This is a genomic window from Pseudoclavibacter helvolus (assembly GCF_014191305.1).
GTDB classification, from domain to species: Bacteria; Actinomycetota; Actinomycetes; order Actinomycetales; family Microbacteriaceae; genus Pseudoclavibacter; species Pseudoclavibacter helvolus.
In genome coordinates this window covers 753265-773317 of the sequence record NZ_JACHWJ010000001.1, presented here as the reverse complement: position 1 = coordinate 773317, position 20053 = coordinate 753265, and the positions used below count along the sequence as shown (strand labels likewise).

At 66.6% G+C, this 20053-nt stretch carries 19 protein-coding genes; 16 read left to right on the top strand and 3 right to left on the bottom strand.

The genetic code is table 11. The annotated features are described in order from the left end of the window. Window positions 1–145: 145 nt before the first annotated feature. The 8 genes from FHX72_RS03495 to FHX72_RS03460 all read left to right on the top strand — a co-directional run bounded on the left by FHX72_RS03495 (window position 146) and on the right by FHX72_RS03460 (window position 8934). Window positions 146–910 carry a YebC/PmpR family DNA-binding transcriptional regulator gene (locus FHX72_RS03495; RefSeq protein ID WP_068484382.1) on the top strand — a complete coding sequence of 255 codons (765 nt, stop codon included), beginning with the start codon at window positions 146–148 and terminating at the stop codon, window positions 908–910. Between the two features lie 5 nt (window positions 911–915). Then, a complete protein-coding gene (gene ruvC / locus FHX72_RS03490; RefSeq protein WP_068484384.1) occupies window positions 916–1545 on the top strand; it encodes a crossover junction endodeoxyribonuclease RuvC in 630 nt (209 codons plus the stop codon). Window positions 1546–1549: 4 nt separating this feature from the next. Beyond that, window positions 1550–2173, top strand: a complete 624-nt coding sequence (ruvA, locus tag FHX72_RS03485; protein ID WP_068484386.1) for a Holliday junction branch migration protein RuvA — start codon at window positions 1550–1552, stop codon at window positions 2171–2173. After that, window positions 2170–3204 carry a Holliday junction branch migration DNA helicase RuvB gene (gene ruvB, locus FHX72_RS03480; RefSeq protein ID WP_068484388.1) on the top strand — a complete coding sequence of 345 codons (1035 nt, stop codon included), beginning with the start codon at window positions 2170–2172 and terminating at the stop codon, window positions 3202–3204. Before ruvA ends, ruvB begins: the two co-directional genes overlap by 4 nt. A gap of 126 nt (window positions 3205–3330) precedes the next feature. Beyond that, window positions 3331–3726 carry a preprotein translocase subunit YajC gene (gene yajC, locus FHX72_RS03475; RefSeq protein WP_068484390.1) on the top strand — a complete coding sequence of 132 codons (396 nt, stop codon included), beginning with the start codon at window positions 3331–3333 and terminating at the stop codon, window positions 3724–3726. A gap of 57 nt (window positions 3727–3783) precedes the next feature. Then, window positions 3784–5544 carry a protein translocase subunit SecD gene (gene secD, locus FHX72_RS03470; RefSeq protein ID WP_221186702.1) on the top strand — a complete coding sequence of 587 codons (1761 nt, stop codon included), beginning with the start codon at window positions 3784–3786 and terminating at the stop codon, window positions 5542–5544. Next, complete coding sequence (secF, locus tag FHX72_RS03465; RefSeq protein WP_068492783.1) at window positions 5544–6614, top strand: protein translocase subunit SecF; 1071 nt, start codon at window positions 5544–5546, stop codon at window positions 6612–6614. Before secD ends, secF begins: the two co-directional genes overlap by 1 nt. An 85-nt stretch (window positions 6615–6699) precedes the next feature. Beyond that, on the top strand, window positions 6700–8934 hold the full coding sequence (locus tag FHX72_RS03460) for a RelA/SpoT family protein (protein ID WP_183623010.1): 2235 nt from the start codon (window positions 6700–6702) through the stop codon (window positions 8932–8934). Here the strand turns inward: FHX72_RS03460 and FHX72_RS03455 are convergent. The 3 genes from FHX72_RS03455 to FHX72_RS18525 all read right to left on the bottom strand — a co-directional run bounded on the left by FHX72_RS03455 (window position 8928) and on the right by FHX72_RS18525 (window position 11677). Continuing rightward, on the bottom strand, window positions 8928–9458 hold the full coding sequence (locus FHX72_RS03455) for a hypothetical protein (protein ID WP_068484396.1): 531 nt from the start codon (window positions 9456–9458) through the stop codon (window positions 8928–8930). The genes FHX72_RS03460 and FHX72_RS03455 overlap by 7 nt on opposite strands. A 72-nt stretch (window positions 9459–9530) precedes the next feature. Then, entirely contained in the window at window positions 9531–10763 is a 1233-nt protein-coding gene (locus FHX72_RS03450) for a DUF349 domain-containing protein (protein ID WP_068484398.1), read from the bottom strand. A gap of 134 nt (window positions 10764–10897) precedes the next feature. Beyond that, window positions 10898–11677 (bottom strand): peptidylprolyl isomerase, encoded by a 780-nt coding sequence (locus FHX72_RS18525; protein ID WP_183623009.1) that lies wholly within the window; start codon window positions 11675–11677, stop codon window positions 10898–10900. A 69-nt stretch (window positions 11678–11746) separates the two neighbouring features. Between FHX72_RS18525 and FHX72_RS03440 the strand changes: the two genes are divergently transcribed. The 8 genes from FHX72_RS03440 to FHX72_RS03405 all read left to right on the top strand — a co-directional run bounded on the left by FHX72_RS03440 (window position 11747) and on the right by FHX72_RS03405 (window position 20053). After that, the gene (locus tag FHX72_RS03440; protein ID WP_082805555.1) at window positions 11747–13072 is read left to right on the top strand and encodes a replication-associated recombination protein A; all 1326 of its coding nucleotides are present in this window, start codon (window positions 11747–11749) and stop codon (window positions 13070–13072) included. Window positions 13073–13270: 198 nt separating this feature from the next. Then, the gene (rpsD, locus tag FHX72_RS03435; protein ID WP_068484404.1) at window positions 13271–13900 is read left to right on the top strand and encodes a 30S ribosomal protein S4; all 630 of its coding nucleotides are present in this window, start codon (window positions 13271–13273) and stop codon (window positions 13898–13900) included. A gap of 196 nt (window positions 13901–14096) precedes the next feature. Further along, a complete protein-coding gene (locus FHX72_RS03430; protein ID WP_068492775.1) occupies window positions 14097–14510 on the top strand; it encodes a DUF948 domain-containing protein in 414 nt (137 codons plus the stop codon). Between the two features lie 38 nt (window positions 14511–14548). Then, entirely contained in the window at window positions 14549–14743 is a 195-nt protein-coding gene (locus FHX72_RS03425) for a Na+ dependent nucleoside transporter N-terminal domain-containing protein (RefSeq protein ID WP_068492773.1), read from the top strand. A 69-nt stretch (window positions 14744–14812) separates the two neighbouring features. Next, entirely contained in the window at window positions 14813–17482 is a 2670-nt protein-coding gene (alaS, locus tag FHX72_RS03420) for an alanine--tRNA ligase (RefSeq protein WP_068484410.1), read from the top strand. Next, window positions 17475–17981: a Holliday junction resolvase RuvX gene (ruvX, locus tag FHX72_RS03415; RefSeq protein WP_068484412.1), complete on the top strand. Its 507-nt coding sequence runs from the start codon at window positions 17475–17477 to the stop codon at window positions 17979–17981. The genes alaS and ruvX overlap by 8 nt, the downstream gene beginning before the upstream one ends. Then, the gene (gene mltG / locus FHX72_RS03410) at window positions 17926–19179 is read left to right on the top strand and encodes an endolytic transglycosylase MltG (protein WP_338110038.1); all 1254 of its coding nucleotides are present in this window, start codon (window positions 17926–17928) and stop codon (window positions 19177–19179) included. Before ruvX ends, mltG begins: the two co-directional genes overlap by 56 nt. Further along, window positions 19172–20053, top strand: a complete 882-nt coding sequence (locus FHX72_RS03405) for a shikimate dehydrogenase (RefSeq protein WP_068484416.1) — start codon at window positions 19172–19174, stop codon at window positions 20051–20053. The genes mltG and FHX72_RS03405 overlap by 8 nt, the downstream gene beginning before the upstream one ends.

The following is a 20053-nucleotide window of genomic DNA, read 5'->3' as shown; positions in this document are numbered from 1 at the left end:
AGTTCAGGAGCGGGAGTAAACTGGCGGGCAGACCGCTCGCCGACGGCGACCAGTGATGCCCCACGTCTCGGGCCATGGTGTCGGCGTGCACACGATCAGCAGCAGAGTCCGCCCCGGCGAGACGCGCTAGAACAACGGAGAACAGATGTCCGGACACTCCAAGTGGGCGACGACGAAGCACAAGAAAGCCATCATCGACTCGCGTCGCGCCAAGTCGTTCGCCAAGCTCATCAAGAACATCGAAGTCGCCGCCAAGATCGGCGGCGCTGATATCGCGGGCAACCCGACGCTCGCCGATGCGATCCAGAAGGCGAAGAAGACCAGCGTCCCGATCGACAACATCAACCGTGCGGTCAAGCGCGGCGCTGGTCTCACGGGCGAGTCGATCGACTACACCACGATCATGTACGAGGGATACGGCCCAGGTGGCATCGCCCTCCTCATCGAGTGTCTGACCGACAACAAGAACCGCGCGGCCGCCGAGGTCCGCACCGCGATGAGCCGCAACGGCGGCAACATGGCCGACCCGGGCTCCGTTGCGTTCAACTTCGAACGCAAGGGCGTCATCGTCGTCCCGCACGACGAGACGCCCACCGAGGACGACGTCCTCGAGGTGGTCCTCGACGCAGGGGCCGAAGAGGTCATCGACCACGGTCACGTGTTCGAGATCCGCACCGAGGCCAGCGAGATGGTCGGCGCGCGCACGGCGCTGCAGGCGGCGGGCATCGACTACGACTCCGCAGACGCCGAATTCGTTCCGAACGTCAAGGTCGAGGCCGACGCCGACACGGCTCGCAAGGTATTCCGCCTCATCGACGCACTCGAAGACAGCGACGACGTGCAGAACATCTTCACCAACATCGACGTGTCCCCAGAGGTGCAGCAGCAGCTCTCAGAAGACGACGAGTAGTCCGAGTGCCGCGGCGCATCCTGGGCATCGATCCGGGTCTCACACGCTGCGGCCTCGGCATCGTCGACGCGCACGGACGACAGCGCGTGGACTTCGTCCACGTCTCCGTCGTCACGTCATCGCCAGGTGATGAGCTTCCCCGGCGTCTCCGGCTGCTCGCGGACGGCATCGAAGCCGTCCTCGACGAGTTCAAACCAGACGCCATCGCGCTCGAGCGAGTCTTCGCCCAGCAGAACCTGCCAAGCGTCATGGGCGTCGCCCAGATCTCAGGCATCGTGCTCGTCGCCGCGGAACGTCGCGCCGTCGCGGCATCCATGTACACCCCTTCCGAGGTGAAGGCCGCCGTGACGGGCTATGGCTCCGCCGAGAAGAAGCAGGTCGGCACCATGGTGCAACGCATCCTGCGTCTCGACGAAATCCCGAAGCCGGCGGACGCCGCGGACGCCCTCGCGCTTGCGATCTGCTCGGCGTGGAAGTCCCCGCTCGACGGACTGGCGTCAGCGGGTGGCCGCGCTCCTGCCGAGCGTGCCGCAGCAGTTGCGTCGCCTCGATCGAAGGATGCCCCGACGGCCGCGCAGAGCGCGTGGCTCGCCGCCGAGCGTGCCGCGAAAACTCGCGGCCGCCGCGTACGGTAGACCGGTGATTGCTTCCCTCCGCGGCCAGGTGCTGTACCGGACCGCCACCACGGTCACGATCGAGGCCGCGGGTGTCGGCTACCAGGTGAACGTGACCCCGGCCCACGCGCTGCAGCTGCGGCTCGACTCCGAGGTGCTTCTCCGCACGCACCTCGTCGTGCGCGAAGACGCGTGGACCCTCTACGGCTTCCAGCGACCTGAAGAGCTCGAGATCTTCGAGCACCTCATCACGGTCACCGGGGTCGGGCCGAAGTCCGCGCTTGGCGTGCTGGCGCAGCTTGAACCCGAGCAGGTCGCCAGAGCGGTCAGCGAGGAGGACGTGAAGGCGTTCACCGCCGTGAGCGGCATCGGCCCCAAGACGGCGAAGCTCATCATCCTCTCGCTCGCTGGCAAGATCGCTCTCTCGCCCGCCCCAGGCACTGCTGCGGGGAAGCCAGGGACCGACAGCGGCTCCGCGGCACTGCGCCGCGACGTCGTCGAGGCTCTGCTGGGCCTCGGCTACGCGGAGCGTCAGGCCGCGCCAGCCGTCGAGGACGCCGCAAAGGCGCTCGACGGCGAGGACCCTGACGTCGCGACGCTGCTGCGCGCGACGCTCAAGCTGCTCGGCCCGGCCGGGAGCCGCTCGTGACCGACGCGTCGCGCATCCCGGAAGCGCCGGAGTCTGAGGCGGAGATCGCGTTCGAGGGCGCGCTCCGGCCAGCGAACCTCGCCGAGTTCGTCGGCCAGGCAAAGGTTCGAGTCCAGCTCGAGCTGCTCCTCAAGGCGGCCGCCATGCAGAGCCGCACGCCAGACCACATTCTCCTCGCTGGGCCTCCTGGCCTCGGCAAGACGACACTCGCGCTCATCGTGGCGGAGGAGACCGGGCGGCCCATCCGCCTGACGAGCGGGCCCGCGCTGCAGCACGCCGGCGACCTCGCGGCCGTGCTCTCGAGCCTCGTGCCTGGCGAGCTTCTCTTCATCGACGAGATCCACCGCATGGCGCGCACCGCCGAGGAGATGCTGTACCTCGCGATGGAAGACTTCCGCATCGACATCATGGTCGGCAAGGGCGCAGGGGCAACCAGTGTGCCCCTCGAGCTCGCGCCGTTCACCGTCATCGGAGCGACGACCCGCGCCGGCCTCCTGCCGAACCCCCTGCGGGACCGCTTCGGCTTCACAGCACACCTCGAGTTCTACGAGGACGGCGAACTCGAGCGGGTCCTTGCGCGCGCGGCTCGCCTCCTCGATCTGCGCGTCGACGACGCCGCGCTCGCCGAGATCGCGACACGCAGCCGAGGTACACCACGAATCGCGAACCGCCTCCTCCGGCGCGTCCGCGACTACGCCCTCGTGCATGAGACCGACGCCAACGAGCAGGCTGTCCAGCACGCGCTGCTCGTGTACGACGTGGATGCGCTTGGCCTCGATCGGCTCGACAGGGCAGTCCTGCAGGCACTCATCGATCGCTTCGGCGGGGGACCGGTCGGCGTTCGTTCGCTTGCGGTCTCGGTCGGCGAGGAAGCGGAGACCGTCGAGAGCGTGGTGGAGCCGTTCCTCGTCAGGACCGGGCTCGTCACCCGCACGCAGCGGGGCCGCGTCGCTACCCAGCAGGCCTACGCCCACCTGGGCCGTGCCCTGCCAGGGGGAGTGGTTCCGACTGGGCCCGTCCTCGATCTCTAGCTCGCGGCCCCCAACCCTCTAGCTCTTGCTGAGCGACATCCGCGCGACGCCGACGTACACTAGATGCGTTTGCCGTCGTTCCGGGCGTGCATAGTCGTAGTACGGACTGCCAGAAAGGCACCCACAATGGATCTCACGCTCCTTCTTCCCCTCGTCCTCCTCGGCGTCATGATCTTCTTCATGTGGCGCAGCAACAAGAAGCGGTCTGCGCAGCAGCAGGAGATGCGCAGCAGCGCCGTCATCGGCGCCGACGTCATGACGCAGAGCGGCGTCTACGGCACGATCGTCGACATCGACGAGGACAACAACATCACGACGATCGAGTCCGAGCCAGGCACGCGCCTCCGCGTTCACTCGATGACGATCGCGAGCATCCTCACGCCCGCCGTTCCCGACGACGCCTCCGCGCTTGCCGAGCACGACGTGGTCGAGGAGCGCTCCGAGATCGAAGCCGAGGCAGAGGCAGAACGCCGCGACGGCGACAACGGCTCTGAGTCCGGACCCAACATCAACAAGGCGTAGGCGACTCCCTCCCTTTCACGCACGGGCCTCGTCTCGAGGTCAGAAGGCAGAACTCTCTTGGCGAAGTCGACAACGTCATCGGCGCGTCGTGGTCGGGGTGCTGGCATCGTCCAGCGCGCCTGGCGCACGCTCACGTGGCTCTTGATCCTCATCCTTGCCCTCGTGGGCCTCAACTGGCTGGCCGTCGCCACGCAGGGGGGTCAGTGGACCCCGCGCCTCGCGCTCGACCTCGAGGGCGGAACGCAGGTCGTACTCGCGGCCCAGCTGCCTGAGGGCCAGGCCGATCCGTCGTCCGAGCAGATGCAGCAAGCAGTCTCGATCATCCGCCAGCGCATCGACGCCTCAGGCGTCTCCGAGGCCGAGATCACCACGCAGGGCGGGCGGAACATCGTCGTCTCCGTGCCGGGTGAGATGGACCAGCTGACTCGCGACCGCATCGAGAACTCCGCGAAGCTCGAGTTCCGCGCCGTGCTCGTCGCCGACCAGGCTGCCAACAGCCAGGCCATCCCAGCGGACCAGCTGCCGGAAGAGCTCTCGACAACGCCGACGGCGGAGCCCACCAATGCGAGTGACCTGAACTGGGTCACGGAGCAGATGTACGTCGACTTCCTGCAGTTCAACTGCGCCGACCTCGCGCCCGCCGCTGAGATCGACCCAACGCAACCGCTCATCACGTGCGACGACTCCGGCACCGAGAAGTACGTCCTCGGCCCCGTCGAGGTCACGGGCGAGCGCATCGCAGACGCGTCGAGCGGGCTCACCACGACGAGCACCGGCGCGACCACCAACCAGTGGGCTGTGAACATCGAGTTCGACGCGCAGGGAACCCAGGAGTTCGCTGCCGTCACCGAGCGCCTCGTCGGCCTCACGGAGAACCAGAACCGGTTCGCGGTGACACTCGACAACCAGGTCATCGTGGCTCCGACCACCAACGCAGCGATCACTGACGGCAAGCCGCAGATCTCCGGAAACTTCAACGAGGAGAGCGCGAAGGCGCTCGCCGACCAGCTGAAGTTCGGAGCCCTGCCCTTCAACTTCGTCGCGCAGTCGACCTCGACGATCTCGGCGACCCTCGGCAGCTCGCAGCTGGTGAACGGCCTCATCGCGGGCCTCATCGGGCTCGCGGCAGTTGTCGTGTACTCGCTCTTCCAGTACCGGACGCTGGGCCTCGTCACCGTCGCCTCACTGGTTATCGCCGCCACCCTGACCTACATAGTCGTGACGTATCTCTCCAACCAAGAGGGGTACAGGCTGTCGCTGGCGGGTGTCGCTGGCCTCATCGTCGCCATCGGCATCACGGCCGACTCCTTCATCGTCTACTTCGAGCGAATCAAGGATGAGTTGCGAGACGGCAAGGGTCTCGTCTCGGCTGTCGAGGGTGGATGGACTCGGGCGATTCGCACGATCCTCGCCTCCGATGCCGTGAACTTCCTCGTCGCCATCGTGCTGCTCTTCGTTGCTGTCGGCAACGTGCGCGGCTTCGCGCTGACGCTCGGCATCACGACCATCATCGACATCATCGTCGTGACCCTGTTCACGCACCCGCTCATGCGCCTCCTGGCACGGACGCCATTCTTTGCGGACGGGCACCCTGCATCCGGGCTCGACCCGCGTTCGCTTGGCGCCGTCTACCGCGGTCGCGGCACGTTCCGCACGCCGGAGCAGAAGAAGCGCGGCGCGACTCGTGAGGCCACGAAACGGCAGACCCTCGCAGAGCGCAAGGCTGAGGCGGCAAAGAAGGCAGGCGACGACCTCGTCGCCGCCGGATCGGGAAACGCCGACCAGAAGTCGACGACGAGCAATGGGGAGAAGGCCTGATGAGCAAGTTCCAGACGCTTGGCAATGACCTGTACACCGGTGAGCGCTCCTTCGACTTCGTCGGCAGGCGGAAGATCTGGTTCTCCATCGCGGGAATCGCGGTGCTCATCTCCATTCTGGTTCCGATCCTCAGGGGCGGGCTCGAGCTCGGTATCGAGTTCACCGGTGGATCCGAGTTCCTGATCTCGCAGCCGGCGAGCGACGAGCAGGAGCCAGCGATCGCCGCGGCGGCCGAGTTCACCCCGACACCCGCCAAGGTGGCGGTGCTCGGCGACGGCGGCATCCGTGTGCAGACCGACTCGCTGTCGGAGGACGCGAACACGGAGCTGCGGGCGCAGCTTGCTGAGGCCTACTCGGTTCCGATCGAAGACGTCAACCTCTCGACCATCGGGCCATCGTGGGGACAAGACATCACTCGCCAGATGGTGATCGGCCTCGGCGTCTTCGTCGCGATCGCCGCAATCCTGATGTCCCTGTACTTCCGCACTTGGAAGATGTCGATCGCGGCGCTCGTCGCTTTGGCCCACGACCTGGTCGTCACGGCTGGCGTCTACGCCGTGACTGGCGTCGAGGTCACGCCGGCCGCCGTCATCGGCTTCCTGACGATCCTCGGCTACTCGCTCTACGACACCGTCGTGGTGTTCGACAAGATCCGCGAGAACGCCGAGGACTACAACGCGGAGTCCTCGAGGACCTTCGGCGAGCTCGTCAACCTGGCGATCAACCAAACGCTCGTGCGATCGATCAACACCTCGGTCGTCGCCCTGCTCCCCGTCGGTGCGATCCTCTTCATCGGCGCGTTCCTCATGGGAGCTGGCACGCTCCGCGACATAGCACTCGCTCTGTTCATCGGCATCTTCGTCGGCGCCCTCTCGACGATCTTCGTCGCCGGCCCGCTGTACGCCGCTCTCCGCTCTCGCGAGCCCGAGATCGCTCGCACGGACAGGCGCATCCTCGCCGCTCGTGCACGCACGCTCAAGGAGCGCGAGGACTCAGCAGACGACGATGAGGACACCGAAGAAGCGCAGGCAGAGGAGTCGGAGCCGGCACCAAAGGCCTCCGCGTCCTGAGGACTGCCCGCACGGTGATAACTTGTCATCACCCTGGTCCGCGTACCCACGCAGACCAGGGTGATGATTCATATGGAGGTGCTGCATGAGTGAAGTCTCCTCGCTGCGCTGGCGAATGCCGCGAATGTTCGCGAAGCAGCCCGTGCACGTCCTCGAGCCGATTCTCAAGTCGCTCAGAAAGCACGACCCTCGCGCGAACACCGCGCTGGTGCAGCGTGCCTACGAAGTCGCCAAAGACGCCCACGAAGGGCAGTTCCGCCGCAGCGGCGAGCCGTACATCACGCATCCCGTAGCCGTCGCGAAGATTCTCGCTGACCTCGGGATCGGCTCCATCACGGTGGCAGCAGCCCTCCTCCATGACACCGTCGAGGACACGGAGTACACGCTCGACGAGCTTCGCTCCGATTTCGGGGACGAGATCGCGATGCTCGTCGACGGCGTCACCAAGCTCGACAAGGTGAAGTACGGCGACAATGCGCAGGCAGAGACCGTGCGCAAGATGGTCGTCGCGATGTCCAAGGACATCCGGGTTCTTGTCATTAAGCTCGCGGACCGGCTCCACAACGCCCGCACGTGGGGCTTCATGTCTCCCGAGAAGGCGAAGAGCAAGGCCAAGGAGACCCTCGAGATCTACGCGCCCCTCGCGCACCGCATGGGTATCCAGGCGATGAAGAACGAGCTCGAGGACCTCTCGTTCGCAGTCATCAACCCAAAGATCTACTCCGAGATCAAGAACCTCGTCGCGCACCGCCAGCCCGAGCGCGAGAAGTACGTGCAGCGAGTCATCGCCGAGGTGCAGTCAGACCTCCGTCAGCTCAAGATGCGCGGCGACGTCTACGGGCGTCCCAAGGAGCTGTACTCGATCTACCAGAAGATGATCGTGCGGGGCCGCGACTTCGACGAGATCTACGACCTCACGGCCATCCGACTCATCGTCGATTCCGTGCGCGATTGCTACGGCGTCCTCGGGGCGATCCACGCGAGGTGGACGCCCATGCCCGGCCGCTTCAAGGATTACATCGCCACACCGAAGTTCAACCTCTACCAGTCGCTGCACACCACGGTCATCGGGCCGGACGGCAAGCCTGTCGAGATCCAGATCCGCACCGTCGAGATGCACCGACGCGCCGAGTTCGGTGTGGCCGCGCACTGGATGTACAAGCAGAACGCGCAGTCGGGCAAGCAGGACAAGACCGACGAGACACGCACCGAGATGGCGTGGCTCAAGCACCTCAGCGACTGGCAGCAGGAGACCACGGACCCTGGTGAGTTCCTCGACTCGCTGCGTTTCGACCTCGGCGCCAAGGAGGTCTACGTCTTCACCCCGCAGGGGAAGGTCATCGGCCTGAGCGCTGGCGCAACGCCTGTCGACTTCGCTTACGCGATCCACACGGATGTCGGTCACCGGACGATGGGCGCCAAGGTCAACGGGCGGCTCCTGCCGCTCGACTCGAAGTTGCAGAACGGCGACGTCGTCGAGGTCTTCACGTCGAAGAACCCCGACGCAGGTCCGAAGCAGGACTGGCTGACCTTCGTCGCGAGCGCCAGAGCCAAGAACAAGATCAGGCAGTGGTTCTCGAAGGAACGCCGCGACGAGGCCATCGAGCAGGGCAAGGATTCCGTCGCGAAGGCGCTCCGGAAGGCCGGCCTGCCGCTCAACAAGGACCACGTGCAGGAGGCGTTCTCATCCGTCGCCTCCAACCTCCGCTACCTCGACGTGACCGCGCTCTACGCCGCCGTCGGTGATGGGCACGTCTCAACCCAATCGGTCATGGAGAAGCTGCAGGCGGCGCTGCGTCAGGAGCAGGACGTGCCTGCAGCCGACGAGGCCCCGCAGTTCACGCCTGGCACCACGATCCCGACCACCAGCGACTCCGGCGTGCTCGTCAGGGGCGCGCCCGACATCCTCGTCAAGGTCGCCAAGTGCTGCACTCCGGTCCCAGGAGACGAGATCCTGGGCTTCGTGACGCGTGGCCAGGGCGTGTCCGTGCATCGCGCAGACTGCAACAACGTCGCGAGCCTGCTGCGCGAGCCGGAGCGCATGATCGAGGTCCAGTGGGCCCCGAGCTCCTCGAGCGTGTTCCTCGTGAACATCCAGGTCGAGGCGCTCGACCGTTCTGGCCTGCTGAGCGACGTCACCCGCGTCCTCAGCGAGCATCACGTCAACATCCTGTCTGCAACTGTCCACACTTCGAAGGCCCGCCTCGCCATCAGCAAGTTTTCCTTCCAGATGGGCGACACGACGCACCTCGACCGCGTGCTCAACGCGGTCCGTCGCATCGACGGCGTCTACGACGTGTACCGGGTCAAGACTCAGTAGGGCCTCGCCAGCGCCGCTCGCCTCCTCGCGAGCGACGCGTAGGGGCGTCTGACGGTCGATCGCTCAGCGAGCAGATCGACAGGGTCCAGAGCGAGGAGCCTCACCGCGAGGTCGATCGTGGCCTGGCCGGCCTCCGGGTCATGGAGCAGGTCGAAGAGCGCTTGTCGCGGCCGAACCACTCGGACCCTGCCGACGAGCATGACGTCTCGCTCTGGCGGGGCCGTCGACCGGTAGCGCACGCCCGTGACGTACCTCTGAGGTGAGCGGGAGCCACGTGCCGTGGCCAGCGTCACCTCGAGCGGCGGCGGGCCGCCTCCGTGGACCCAGACGGCCGACGCGCCTCCTACGGCGCAGTTCCCCATGAGCAACGGCTCGAGCGTCTCGGCGCGGGCCTGTGGCGTGATCTGGTCGGCCACCGAGGCGTAGCCCCGAGCGCTCTGGTGCCCGAAGCAGACGATGTCGCCGTCGCGCACCATGATCTGCAGCTCAGCTTCAGGCAGCAGACGAAGTGGGGCAGGATGCACACTCGCATCCTGCCCCACTTCAGTCCTCACGCTCCGATCAGCTCAGGGAGCTGTGGAGAGCGCTATCAGGACTTAGTTGCCGATGGCGCCGAGCCAGACCCGACGCGCCTCGAGCGCCTCTTCTGCTTCCTTGACGGCACGCTTGTCGCCGCGCGCCTCTGCAGCCGCGCGCTCGGCCTCGAGCTTCTCGATCGCCTCGGTGAGCTGGCTGTGCATGCCCTGGCTGCGCGCCTGGCGCTCAGGGTTTGACTTCTGCCAGTGGTCGTCGTCGAGCTTGCGTACGTGCTGCTCGATCGCGCGGAGGCGGTCTTCCGTCGCCTTGAAGTTCTCGCGGGGAACGCGGCCGACCTCGTCCCAGCGACGCTGGATGTCTGCAAGCTTTTCGCGAGCAGCTCGGCGGTCCGTGATCTCCAGGATGGGCGTCGCCTCCTCGAGCAGAGCGGCCTTCACCTCGTAGTTTGCGGCGTACTCTTCGTTGTCCGCGGCGTCAACCTCGCCCTTGGCCTGGAAGAGCACGTCTCCGGCGGCCTTGAACTGGTTCCAGAGGGCGTCGTCGTACTTGCGACCGGCGCGGCCGGCAGCCTTCCACTCGTCGAGGAGACGACGGTACTCGGCAACTCCGTCAGCGCCGCGAGATGCGAGAGCCTCTGCACGCTCGAGGATCTTCGTCTTGGCGTCGCGTGCCGTCTTGTGGCTGGCGTCGAGTTCGGCGAAGAAGGCACGACGCTCACGCTCGAGCGTGCTGCGTGCACCGCGGAAGCGCTTCCAGAGGGCGTTTGCCTCCGTCTTCGGCAGACGGGGTCCGTCCTGCTGGTGCGTCTTCCACTTCGTGAAGAGCTCGTCGATGCTTGCCGTCGTCTGCTTCCACTGGATGGATGCTGGCGGCTGAGCGGCGAGCCGTTCGGCTTCGACGACGATCGCTTCGCGCTCCTGGAGGGCTCCAGCGATCTCTTCCTGCTGCGCCTCGCGCTGCTGCTCCGTCAGCTCGCTGACGGTGCCCCCGAGGGCCTCGAGTCGAGTGCGAAGCGCTGCCAGGTCGCCGACGGCGTTTGCACCGTCCAGCTGGGCGCTGAGGTGCTTGGCCGATTTCGCGATATCGGAGGCGGGCGCTCCGTTCTTGACGCGCTGTTCGAGCAGGGACACCTGACCTTCGAGGTCAGAGAACTTGCGAACGAAGTACGCGAGAGCCTCCTCGGTCGTGCCGTCGGGGTACTGGCCGACCTTGCGCTCAGTACCTTCTTCGATCACGTACACGGTGCCGTCTTCTTCGACGCGGCCCCATGGATTCTGGGGGAGTGCAGACATGGCGAGTATTCCCTCACGGTAGGCGTTTGCGCAGCTTGCGCGACTGACTCCCCATGCTAGGACACTGGGGAGGTTTCCTTCACCAACGCACGCCCAGTCTCAACAAGGGGCGATGCGGCTGGCCTGGTAGTGAGTTACTTCAGCGACAGGGACGTGATAACGGCTGGAGCAAGTGGAGCTCCGTCGCCTGCCCCAGAAGCGGGGTCAACGCCCTCATCAACAATGCCGGAGATGAGTTTGTCGAGGCCGCTGGTGACTTTCCCCATAACGGTGTACCCGCCTGCTGCGTCACCAGGCAGAGTGGTGTCTTCGTAGACGATGAAGAACTGGCTTCCCATGCTCTCGGCGTTCCCACCCTGGCGAGCCATGGCGATAGTGCCTGCCGGGTAGACGCCATCCTCTGGGGCGTTCTCGATGGGCCCCCAGCTGTACCCAGGGCCGCCCGTGCCCGTGCCGGTCGGATCGCCGCATTGGAGCACGAAGAGCCCTTCCGTCGTCAGGCGGTGGCAAGCCGTATCGGTGAAGTAGTTCTCGCCGCTGAGCGAGACCATGTTGGCGACGGCCTGCGGAGCAGCGGCGCCGTCGAGTTCGATGTCGAGGGTGATGTCGTCGTTGAACGTCAGCTCACCGGTCCAGGCACGAGATTCTGCGAGTGCGGGGTCTGGTACCTCTCCGGCTGGCGTGGCCTCTGGTGAGGAAGTCGACTCTGCGGCAGGTGTCTCCGCGCCAGGGCCTCCCGTGAAGTAGAAAACCTGCAGAGCACCGACGACAAGCGCCACCACGACAAGCGCGATCGCCCAGGTGCGGTTGTCTCGGCTCCGTCGCCGCACTCCACGCTCGTGGACGGCAACGCGCGCCTCGTACTCGCGGGTACGCCGACGCTGTTCGCGGGAGTTCTTGTCCGAAGTTGCCACTGTGCCTCATTCGCTTGTCCTCAGCATGCCGTGCAGGCACCAGAGGGGAGTTTACTAACATCGGGCTTCATGACCGGTGACGCGCCCAGCCTTGCGGGCACAACTGCGCCCCTAGCGGTGCGGATGCGCCCGAGATCTCTCGACGAAGTGGTCGGGCAGCGGCACCTGCTGCGCCCTGGCTCGCCCCTTCGGGCCCTCGCTTCCCCTGAGCAGGACACGAGGGCCGGCACCTCCGTCATCCTGTGGGGCCCACCGGGCACGGGGAAGACGACGCTCGCGCAGGCGATCGCGCACACCTCTGGCAAGCGTTTCACCCAGCTCTCGGCGATCTCTGCCGGGGTCAAAGACGTCCGTCAGGTGATGGATGAGGCGCTGACCCAGCGCGACCTCTACGGGATCCAATCAGTGCTGTTCCTCGACGAGATTCACCGCTTCACCAAAGCGCAGCAGGACGCACTCCTTCCCGGCGTGGAGAACGGCTGGGTGACGCTCGTGGCCGCCACGACGGAGAACCCGTCGTTCTCGGTGATCAGCCCACTGCTCTCGCGGAGCCTGCTCCTCACCCTGCAGCCGCTCGACGAGGCCGACCTCATCGAGCTCATCGACCGGGCGGCCTCGGACAAGCGCGGGCTCTCAGGTGCGTTCGAGGTCGCTGACGACGCAAAGCGCGCGATTGTTCAGTTCTCCTCGGGTGATGCCCGCCGAGCGCTCACAACCCTCGAAGCGGCTGCCGCCGCCGCGCACGCGTCAGAGCAGACGACGATCGACGCGGAGATCGTCTCCAGCGCCTCCGACCAGGCGCTGCTTCGGTACGACCGAGACGGCGACGAGCACTACGACGTCATCAGCGCCTTCATCAAGTCGGTGCGGGGGAGCGACCCAGATGCCGCGCTCCACTACCTGGCGCGCATGATCGTCGCGGGGGAGGACCCTCGCTTCATCGCACGCAGGCTCATCGTGCTCGCGAGCGAGGACATCGGTCTCGCCGAGCCGCGTGGGCTCGAGATGGCAGTGGCAGCAGCGGATGCGGTCCAGCTGATCGGCATGCCGGAAGGGCGTATCCCGCTCGCCCAGGCAACCGTGTTCCTCGCGACGGCACCGAAGTCGAACGCCGCGTACTCCGGCATAAACGCAGCGATCGCCGACGTCAAGGCCGGCGGCATCGGCCGCGTGCCGAAGCACCTCAGGGACGCCCACTACGCCGGGGCGAAGCGCCTCGGCCACGGGAAGGGGTACAAGTACCCGCACGACGACGCGCGCGGTGTCTCCGAGCAGCAGTACCTCCCCGACGAGCTGAGCAGCCGCGAGTACTACTCGCCGACCCGCTTCGGCGAGGAGCGCGAGATAGCGGCCAGGCTCGAGAAGCTGCGGGCCATCACGAAGCCCGGAAACTGAACGACGCCGGCCCTGTGCTAGTCTTTCTCGGTCTACCTCCCGGGGTTGCGTGCGGCTGCGCCTCCGAGAGTAAGGCGTGCAGTCTGTAGCCGACGCACGCGTGACACTGCTCAAGTTTGACGCCGGGGCACAGCCTTGGCGGAGAGCAACTTCATTTCTGCGCGCTCACGCGCGCCAAACTTCGCTCGAAAGGCAATTGTGTCCAAGACCTCACGTTCACGCAGCAAGGTGCGCCTCAGCCGCGCACTCGGCATCGCGCTCACCCCGAAGGCAGAGCGCGCGCTCGAGAAGCGCCCGTACGCACCGGGCGAGCACGGCCGCACGCGTCGCAAGACCGACAGCGACTACGCCGTTCGTCTGCGCGAGAAGCAGCGTCTGCGCGCCCAGTACGGGCTCCGCGAGAAGCAGCTTCGCATCGTCTTCGAAGAGTCGCGTCGCGCGGCAGGCCTGACGGGTGAGAACCTCGTCGAGCTGCTCGAGATGCGCCTCGACGCCCTGGTCCTGCGTTCGGGCTTCGCCCGCACCACGGCACAGGCTCGTCAGCTCGTCGTGCACCGCCACATCCTCGTCGACGGCAAGCTCGTCGACCGCCCCAGCTTCCGCGTGAAGCCGGGTCAGCTCATCCAGGTCAAGCAGCGCTCTGAGGCTCTCGAGGTCTTCCAGGTCGCCGCAGCCGGTGGCCACGCGGACGTCCTCCCGAAGCTCCCCGCGTACCTCGATGTGGACCTCGCAACGCTCCAGGCGCGCCTCGTGCGTCGCCCGAAGCGCGTCGAGGTCCCGGTGACGTGTGAAGTTCAGCTCGTCGTGGAGTACTACGCTGCTCGCTAGCCAAGCAGGCGCTCCGGTTCGCCGGAACTGGCAGTTCGGGGCAACCCGAGCCGCCTGAGCCAACTAACATAGGGGCGGGTCATCGCAAGATGACCCGCCCTTTTGTCTGTCCTGCGGCGCTGCGCCGCTCGTCTACCGTGCGGCTGCACCGTGCGTTTATCCGTGCGGCGGCTCGCTGCACTTAGTAAGGAGCACCATGTCTGGTGGCGACATCGCCGGCCTCATCGCGGCCGGAGTCTTCCTCGTCCTCGTCCTTCTGCTCGCTGTCCCGCTGCTCAAGCTCGGCGGGGTCCTCGACGAGGTGCGCAGCGGCATCCGCGAGTCCGTGGACGCCATCACGCCGACCCTCGCGGAGACCCAGGTCACCGTGCTCGAGGCCAACAAGCAGCTTGCGAAGATCGACAGCATCACAACCCACGTCTCCGAGACGACCAGCAACGTCTCGAGCCTCGTCGCGCTGACCGCGGCGACTGTCGGCGGCCCGCTCATCAAGCTCGCCGGCTTCTCCGCCGCCGTCCGCGCAGGCATCTCCAGCTTCAAGAGCGACAGCCCCGCAACGGTCAAGGCGTCGGCGAAGCCGAAGAAGCCGAAGTCGCGCGGCACCCGCTGACCAGCTCGACACACTCTCACCCCGTCTTAGGAGATCTCATGCGCACAGCGCTCAGCATCATCGGCGGCATCGCCGCAGGATTCGCACTCGCCCACCTCGTCAATTCCACCCCGGCCGGACGTAAGTTCTTCGCTGGCGTGAATGGGCGCGTCGACGAGTTCACCGAGGCCGTTGCGGAGGGCTACCGCGCCCGCACACACGACCTCTCGGCGGCTATCGCCGACATCAAGTAGCGCGACAAGCCACCCCCCGCACCCGGGCACCTTCGTCAGTCGCCGCCAGAGAAAGAGCCACACAGCACGATGCAAACCGCCGAGATCCGTCGCCGCTACCTCGACTTCTTCGAGCAGCGCGGGCACACCGTTGTTCCTTCAGCTCCCCTGGTGAGCGACGACCCGACGATCATGTTCACGATCGCGGGAATGGTGCCGTTCATTCCCTACTTCACGGGAGTTGTCCCCGCGCCGTTCGAACGCGCGGTGAGCGTCCAGAAGTGCATCAGGACCAACGACATCGAAGAGGTCGGCAAGACGCCGAGGCACGGCACGTTCTTCCAGATGTGCGGGAACTTCTCCTTCGGCGACTACTTCAAGCAAGGCGCGATCGAGTTCGCCTGGGAGCTCCTGACGACTCCCGAGAGCGCTGGCGGCCTCGGATTCCAGCCGGAAGATCTTTGGATCACCGTCTACGAGAAGGATGACGTGGCCCGCGGTATCTGGCGCGAGGTCACCGGGTTCCCGGACGAGCGCATCCAGGGGCTCGGCATGAAGGACAACTTCTGGTCAGCAGGCGGTCCAGGCAGCCCGGCCGGACCATGCTCGGAGATATTCTTCGACCGCGGCCCCGAGTACGGCGCCGACGGCGGTCCAGCCACCGACGACGACCGCTACGTCGAGATCTGGAACCTCGTGTTCATGCAGTACGAGCGCGGCGAGGGCACCACGAAGGACGACTACGAAATCGTCGCGGACCTGCCGAAGCAGAACATCGACACCGGCATGGGGCTCGAGCGCATCGCGTTCATCAAGCAGGGCGTCGACAACATGTACGAGATCGATCAGGTGCGCCCTGTACTCGACATGGCCGCAGAGATCTCGGGCAAGGCCTACGGAGCGGTGCACGAGGATGACGTTCGCATGCGCGTCGTCGCCGACCACGTGCGCTCTTCGCTCATGCTGATGGCGGACAGGGTGGAGCCTGGCAACGAAGGGCGCGGCTACATCCTGCGGCGCCTGCTTCGTCGTGTCGTGCGCGCTATGCGACTCCTCGGCTTCGAGGGCGCGAGCCTGCCGAAGCTTCTTCCCGCCTCCAAGGAGGCCATGCAGGCCGCCTACCCGGAGCTCGTCGACGAGTTCCCACGCATCGCCCGCCTCGCCTACGCCGAGGAGGAGACGTTCCTCCGCACGCTCGCCGCAGGCACCGCGATCCTCGAGACCGCCGTCACGGAGACGCGCGCCAGCGGCGTGCAGCACCTCTCCGGCGAAACCGCCTTCAAGCTCCACGACACGTTCGGCTTCCCCATCGACTTGACCGTGGAGATCGCCGAGGAAGCTGGCGTCAGCGTGAACCGCGAGGCCTTCGAGCGGCTCATGAGCGAGCAGCGCACACGTGCGAAGGCTGACGCGAAGTCCAAGCGCTCTGCCCTTGCAGATGTCTCCGTCTACAGCGAGTTCCGTTCGCTCGGCGAGACCACGTTTGTCGGCTACACCGATCTCGCCCACGAGAGCGAGGTGCTCGGTCTCATCGTCGACGGGCTCCCCGCCGTGAGCGCCGGCGTCGGCCAGCAGGTCGAGATGATCCTGGCGAGCACGGCGCTGTACGCAGAATCTGGTGGCCAGGAGGCTGACTCCGGCCAGATCACGTCAGCGTCTCGCGGTCTCGTCGCCGACGTCGTTGACGTCCAGCGCCCCATTGCGGGGCTCGTCAGCCACACCGTCTCCATCGTCTCGGGAGAGGTCGCCGTCGGCGACCGCGTCGAGACGATCGTCGATCCCGGCTACCGTCGGAGCGCGAACCAGGCCCACACGGCGACGCACCTCCTCCACGCCGCGCTTCGCGACGTGCTCGGGCCGGACGCGCACCAGTCCGGCTCCTACAACAAGGCCGGGTACCTCCGCCTCGATTTCTCGTGGAGCCAGGCGCTCACGACCGACACCAAGTCGGAGCTCGAGGGCATCGTGAACGACGCCATCCGCGCCAACCACGCGGTCACGACGCGGGAGATGGACCTCGACGAGGCCAAGTCCCTCGGCGCACGTGCCCTCTTCGGCGAGAAGTACGGAAGCCGAGTGCGCATGGTCGACATCGGCGGCCCCTGGTCTCGCGAGCTGTGCGGCGGCACGCACGTCGCGGCCTCTTCCGAGATCGGCATCGTCAACCTCGTCGGCGAGTCCTCGGTGGGGTCGAGCAACCGACGGATCGAGTCGCTCGTCGGCCGGGATGCGTTCGCCGATTTCGCAGTCGAGCGTGCCATCGTCTCGCAGCTCACGAGCAACCTGAAGGCACCTCGCGAGCAGCTTGCCGACAGGGTGCAGGACCTCTCCGCGAGCCTCAAGGCCGCGCAGAAGCGCATCGCTGAGCTCGAAGCCGCCGAGGCCATGCAGCGCGTACCGGCGATCGCCGCGGAAGCCAGCACGGCTGGCAGCGTTGTGCTCGTCGCGAAGCACCTCGGCGACATCCGCAGCGCCGACGAGCTGCGCTCACTTGCGCTCGCCGTCCGCGAGCAGCTTGGTGACCGCCCAGCCGTGGTCGCGCTTGGCGCGGCCTCGAACGGCAAGCCGATCGTCCTCGTGGCCACCAACCAGGCCGCGCGGGACGCTGGCGCCGGCGCTGGCGCTCTCGTTCGCATCGCGGCACCGATCCTCGGCGGCGGCGGCGGCGGCAAGCCTGACGTGGCCCAGGGTGGCGGCACCGACGTCGAACGCCTTGACGACGCGCTCGCCGCGATCCGGTCCGAACTGGCGAATGGCTGACATCCGCTTCGGCACACGCCTCGGCGTCGACGTGGGCAAGGCCCGCGTCGGTGTCAGCAGGAGCGACCCGCACGGGATGCTCGCGACGCCGCTCGAGACGGTTCCGCGGGACGGAGCCAAGGGCGACGCGCACGCGAGGCGCATCGCGGAGCTCGTCGCCGAATACGACGCGATCGAGATCGTCGTCGGTCTGCCTCTCTCGCTCTCCGGCGCCGAGACCGCGTCCACTGCGGACGCGCGGAGCGTCGCCGAGCAGATCGCCGCTCACTCCCCGGTGCCACTCAGGTTGGTGGACGAGCGTCTGACGACGGTGAGTGCAAGTCGACAGCTCCGTGACGTCGGCAGGAAAGCATCCAGATCTCGTCACATCATCGACCAGATGGCGGCAGTCGTCATCTTGCAGACCTCGCTCGACGCGGAGCGCCAATCCGGACGTGCGCCGGGTGAGCTCCTCTCCCGAAAGGATCAGGACTCTGACGGACAACCAGCCCCCAGGTAGCCAAGACGGACGAAAGCGGTTTACGCCGGACGACCCATTCGGCGACCTCTTCTCCGACGAGACTGCGAAGACGGCGGATGCCAAAGAAGGCAGCCCACGGCGGTCCGGCGGGAGCCGCAGACGCGAGTCAGCGGCGGCGAAGCAGGGCAAGCGAAGCCTGCTGGTCGTCCTCGTCCTCGTCGTGGTTGTCGCCGTCAGCGCAGCTGTCGTCTGGTTCGGCTTCGGCTCTCAGCTCCGCAGCCTGTTCGGCGGGGGCGCGTCCTCCGCAGACTTCGAGGGGAGCGGTAACGGCACAGAGATGGCGTTCACGATCGAGTCGGGGGATACCGGCACCTCGATCGGCGAACGGCTCGCCGAAGTTGGCATCGTGAAGACCTCCGGCGCGTTTGTCGACGAGGTTCTCGCTCAGCCTGAGGACCCTGTGTTCATTCCTGGCAGCTACGGGATGCAGGAGGAGATGAGCGCCGAATCGGCGCTCGCCTCGTTGCTCGACCCAGAGAACCGGCAAGAGTCGACCGTGGTGATCCCTGAAGGCACTGCACTCCAGGACGTCTACGCGCTCATCGAGGGTGGCGTCGGCATCCCCGTCGCCGAACTCGAGGCGGCAGCGATTCCCGCGAACTTCGGACTTCCAGCCGAGGCCACGACCCTCGAGGGCTTCCTATTCCCTGCCACCTACAGCTTCGACCCCGGCGTCGACGCGACGACCGTGCTCAAGACGCTCGTCGATCGCATGTTCCAGTCGCTCGACGAACACGGCGTCGCCCCGGAAGACCGTTGGGACACGATTCGCCTCGCTTCGCTCATCCAGAAGGAAGCTGGCCTGCGCGAGGACTACTACAAGGTGTCGAGGGTCTTCCTCAACCGACTCGACATGGGCATGCTCCTGCAGTCCGACGCGACGGTCGCCTACGGCACGGGAAACACGCACCGCGTCTCGACGAGCGACGCGGAGCGTGCCGACGCAGCGAACGTCTACAACACGTACGTGCATCCGGGAATGGTCGCTGGGCCCATCTCCAACCCAGGAGACATTGCGATCGACGCCGCCGTCAACCCAGCTGACGGCCCATGGGTCTACTTCGTGACCTGGAACCTCGACACGGGGGAGACGATCTTCTCCGAGACGTTCGAGGAGCACGAAGTTGCCGTCGCCAAGTGGCTGGCCTGGATGGCCGATCACCCCGAATATGGGTGAGGCCCAGGTGGGATCGACCGGGACTCGACTCGCTGTCCTCGGCTCGCCGATCGGCCACTCGAAGTCGCCGGCGATCCACGCCGCTGCGTACGCGGTGCTCGGGCTCGACTGGCGCTACGAGCGCTTCGATGTCCCGGAAGGCGAACTCGCGGACTTCATGGCGAGCCGGGGTGACGGCTGGCGAGGGTTCTCCGTCACCATGCCGCTCAAGCAGGAGGCACTCGACTTTGCTTCGACGCTAGCTCCCGCGGCCTCTGACATCGGCGCAGTCAACACGCTCGTCTTCGACGACGCGGGTTCAGCGGCTCCTGCCCGCGGATGGAACACCGATGTGACGGGCTTCATCGCCGCGCTGAGCGACGCGGGCGTCGAGCGAGCCAGTCGGGTACGGCTGCTCGGAGCGGGTGGCACGGCCGCGGCCGTGGTCGCGGCGTTGCCCTCGCTTCAGACCGAGCAGCTGTCCATCGTCGTCCGCGCTCCGGAGCGCGCGCAGGCTCTTGCAGAGCTCGCGTCCTCGCTCGGCGTGCGGGTCGAGGTCTTGACCTTCGCTCAGTTCGAGGCGGGGCCCGCCAGCTCCAAGGCCGCGGATCTGGTTGTGAACACCGTTCCTGGCGACCGCGACCACCTCACCGTGGACGAGGCCTGGGTACAGGGGGCTGTGCTCTTCGACGTCCTGTACGACCCGTGGCCCACGAAACTCGCCGCGCACTGGCTGTCCGCAGGAGGGCGGGTCGTGTCTGGACTCGAGCTCCTGCTCGCGCAGGCCCTCGTGCAAGTGAGGCTGTTCACCGGCCGCGGGGAGTCGGAACCGCTTCCGCAGGAAGCCGAGGTGCGCACCGCGATGCGGAGCGCCGCGCTGCGCGTGTCAGAATAG

Bases quoted from the DNA above. Each gene is read 5' to 3' on its own strand.
- FHX72_RS03495 (WP_068484382.1), top strand. From the start codon at position 146: ATGTCCGGACACTCCAAGTGGGCGACGACGAAGCACAAGAAAGCCATC.
- yajC (WP_068484390.1), top strand. From the start codon at position 3,331: ATGGATCTCACGCTCCTTCTTCCCCTCGTCCTCCTCGGCGTCATGATC.
- secF (WP_068492783.1), top strand. From the start codon at position 5,544: ATGAGCAAGTTCCAGACGCTTGGCAATGACCTGTACACCGGTGAGCGC.
- FHX72_RS03460 (WP_183623010.1), top strand. From the start codon at position 6,700: ATGAGTGAAGTCTCCTCGCTGCGCTGGCGAATGCCGCGAATGTTCGCG.
- FHX72_RS03450 (WP_068484398.1), bottom strand. From the start codon at position 10,763: ATGTCTGCACTCCCCCAGAATCCATGGGGCCGCGTCGAAGAAGACGGC.
- FHX72_RS03440 (WP_082805555.1), top strand. From the start codon at position 11,747: ATGACCGGTGACGCGCCCAGCCTTGCGGGCACAACTGCGCCCCTAGCG.
- FHX72_RS03430 (WP_068492775.1), top strand. From the start codon at position 14,097: ATGTCTGGTGGCGACATCGCCGGCCTCATCGCGGCCGGAGTCTTCCTC.
- FHX72_RS03425 (WP_068492773.1), top strand. From the start codon at position 14,549: ATGCGCACAGCGCTCAGCATCATCGGCGGCATCGCCGCAGGATTCGCA.
- alaS (WP_068484410.1), top strand. From the start codon at position 14,813: ATGCAAACCGCCGAGATCCGTCGCCGCTACCTCGACTTCTTCGAGCAG.
- ruvX (WP_068484412.1), top strand. From the start codon at position 17,475: ATGGCTGACATCCGCTTCGGCACACGCCTCGGCGTCGACGTGGGCAAG.
- FHX72_RS03405 (WP_068484416.1), top strand. From the start codon at position 19,172: ATGGGTGAGGCCCAGGTGGGATCGACCGGGACTCGACTCGCTGTCCTC.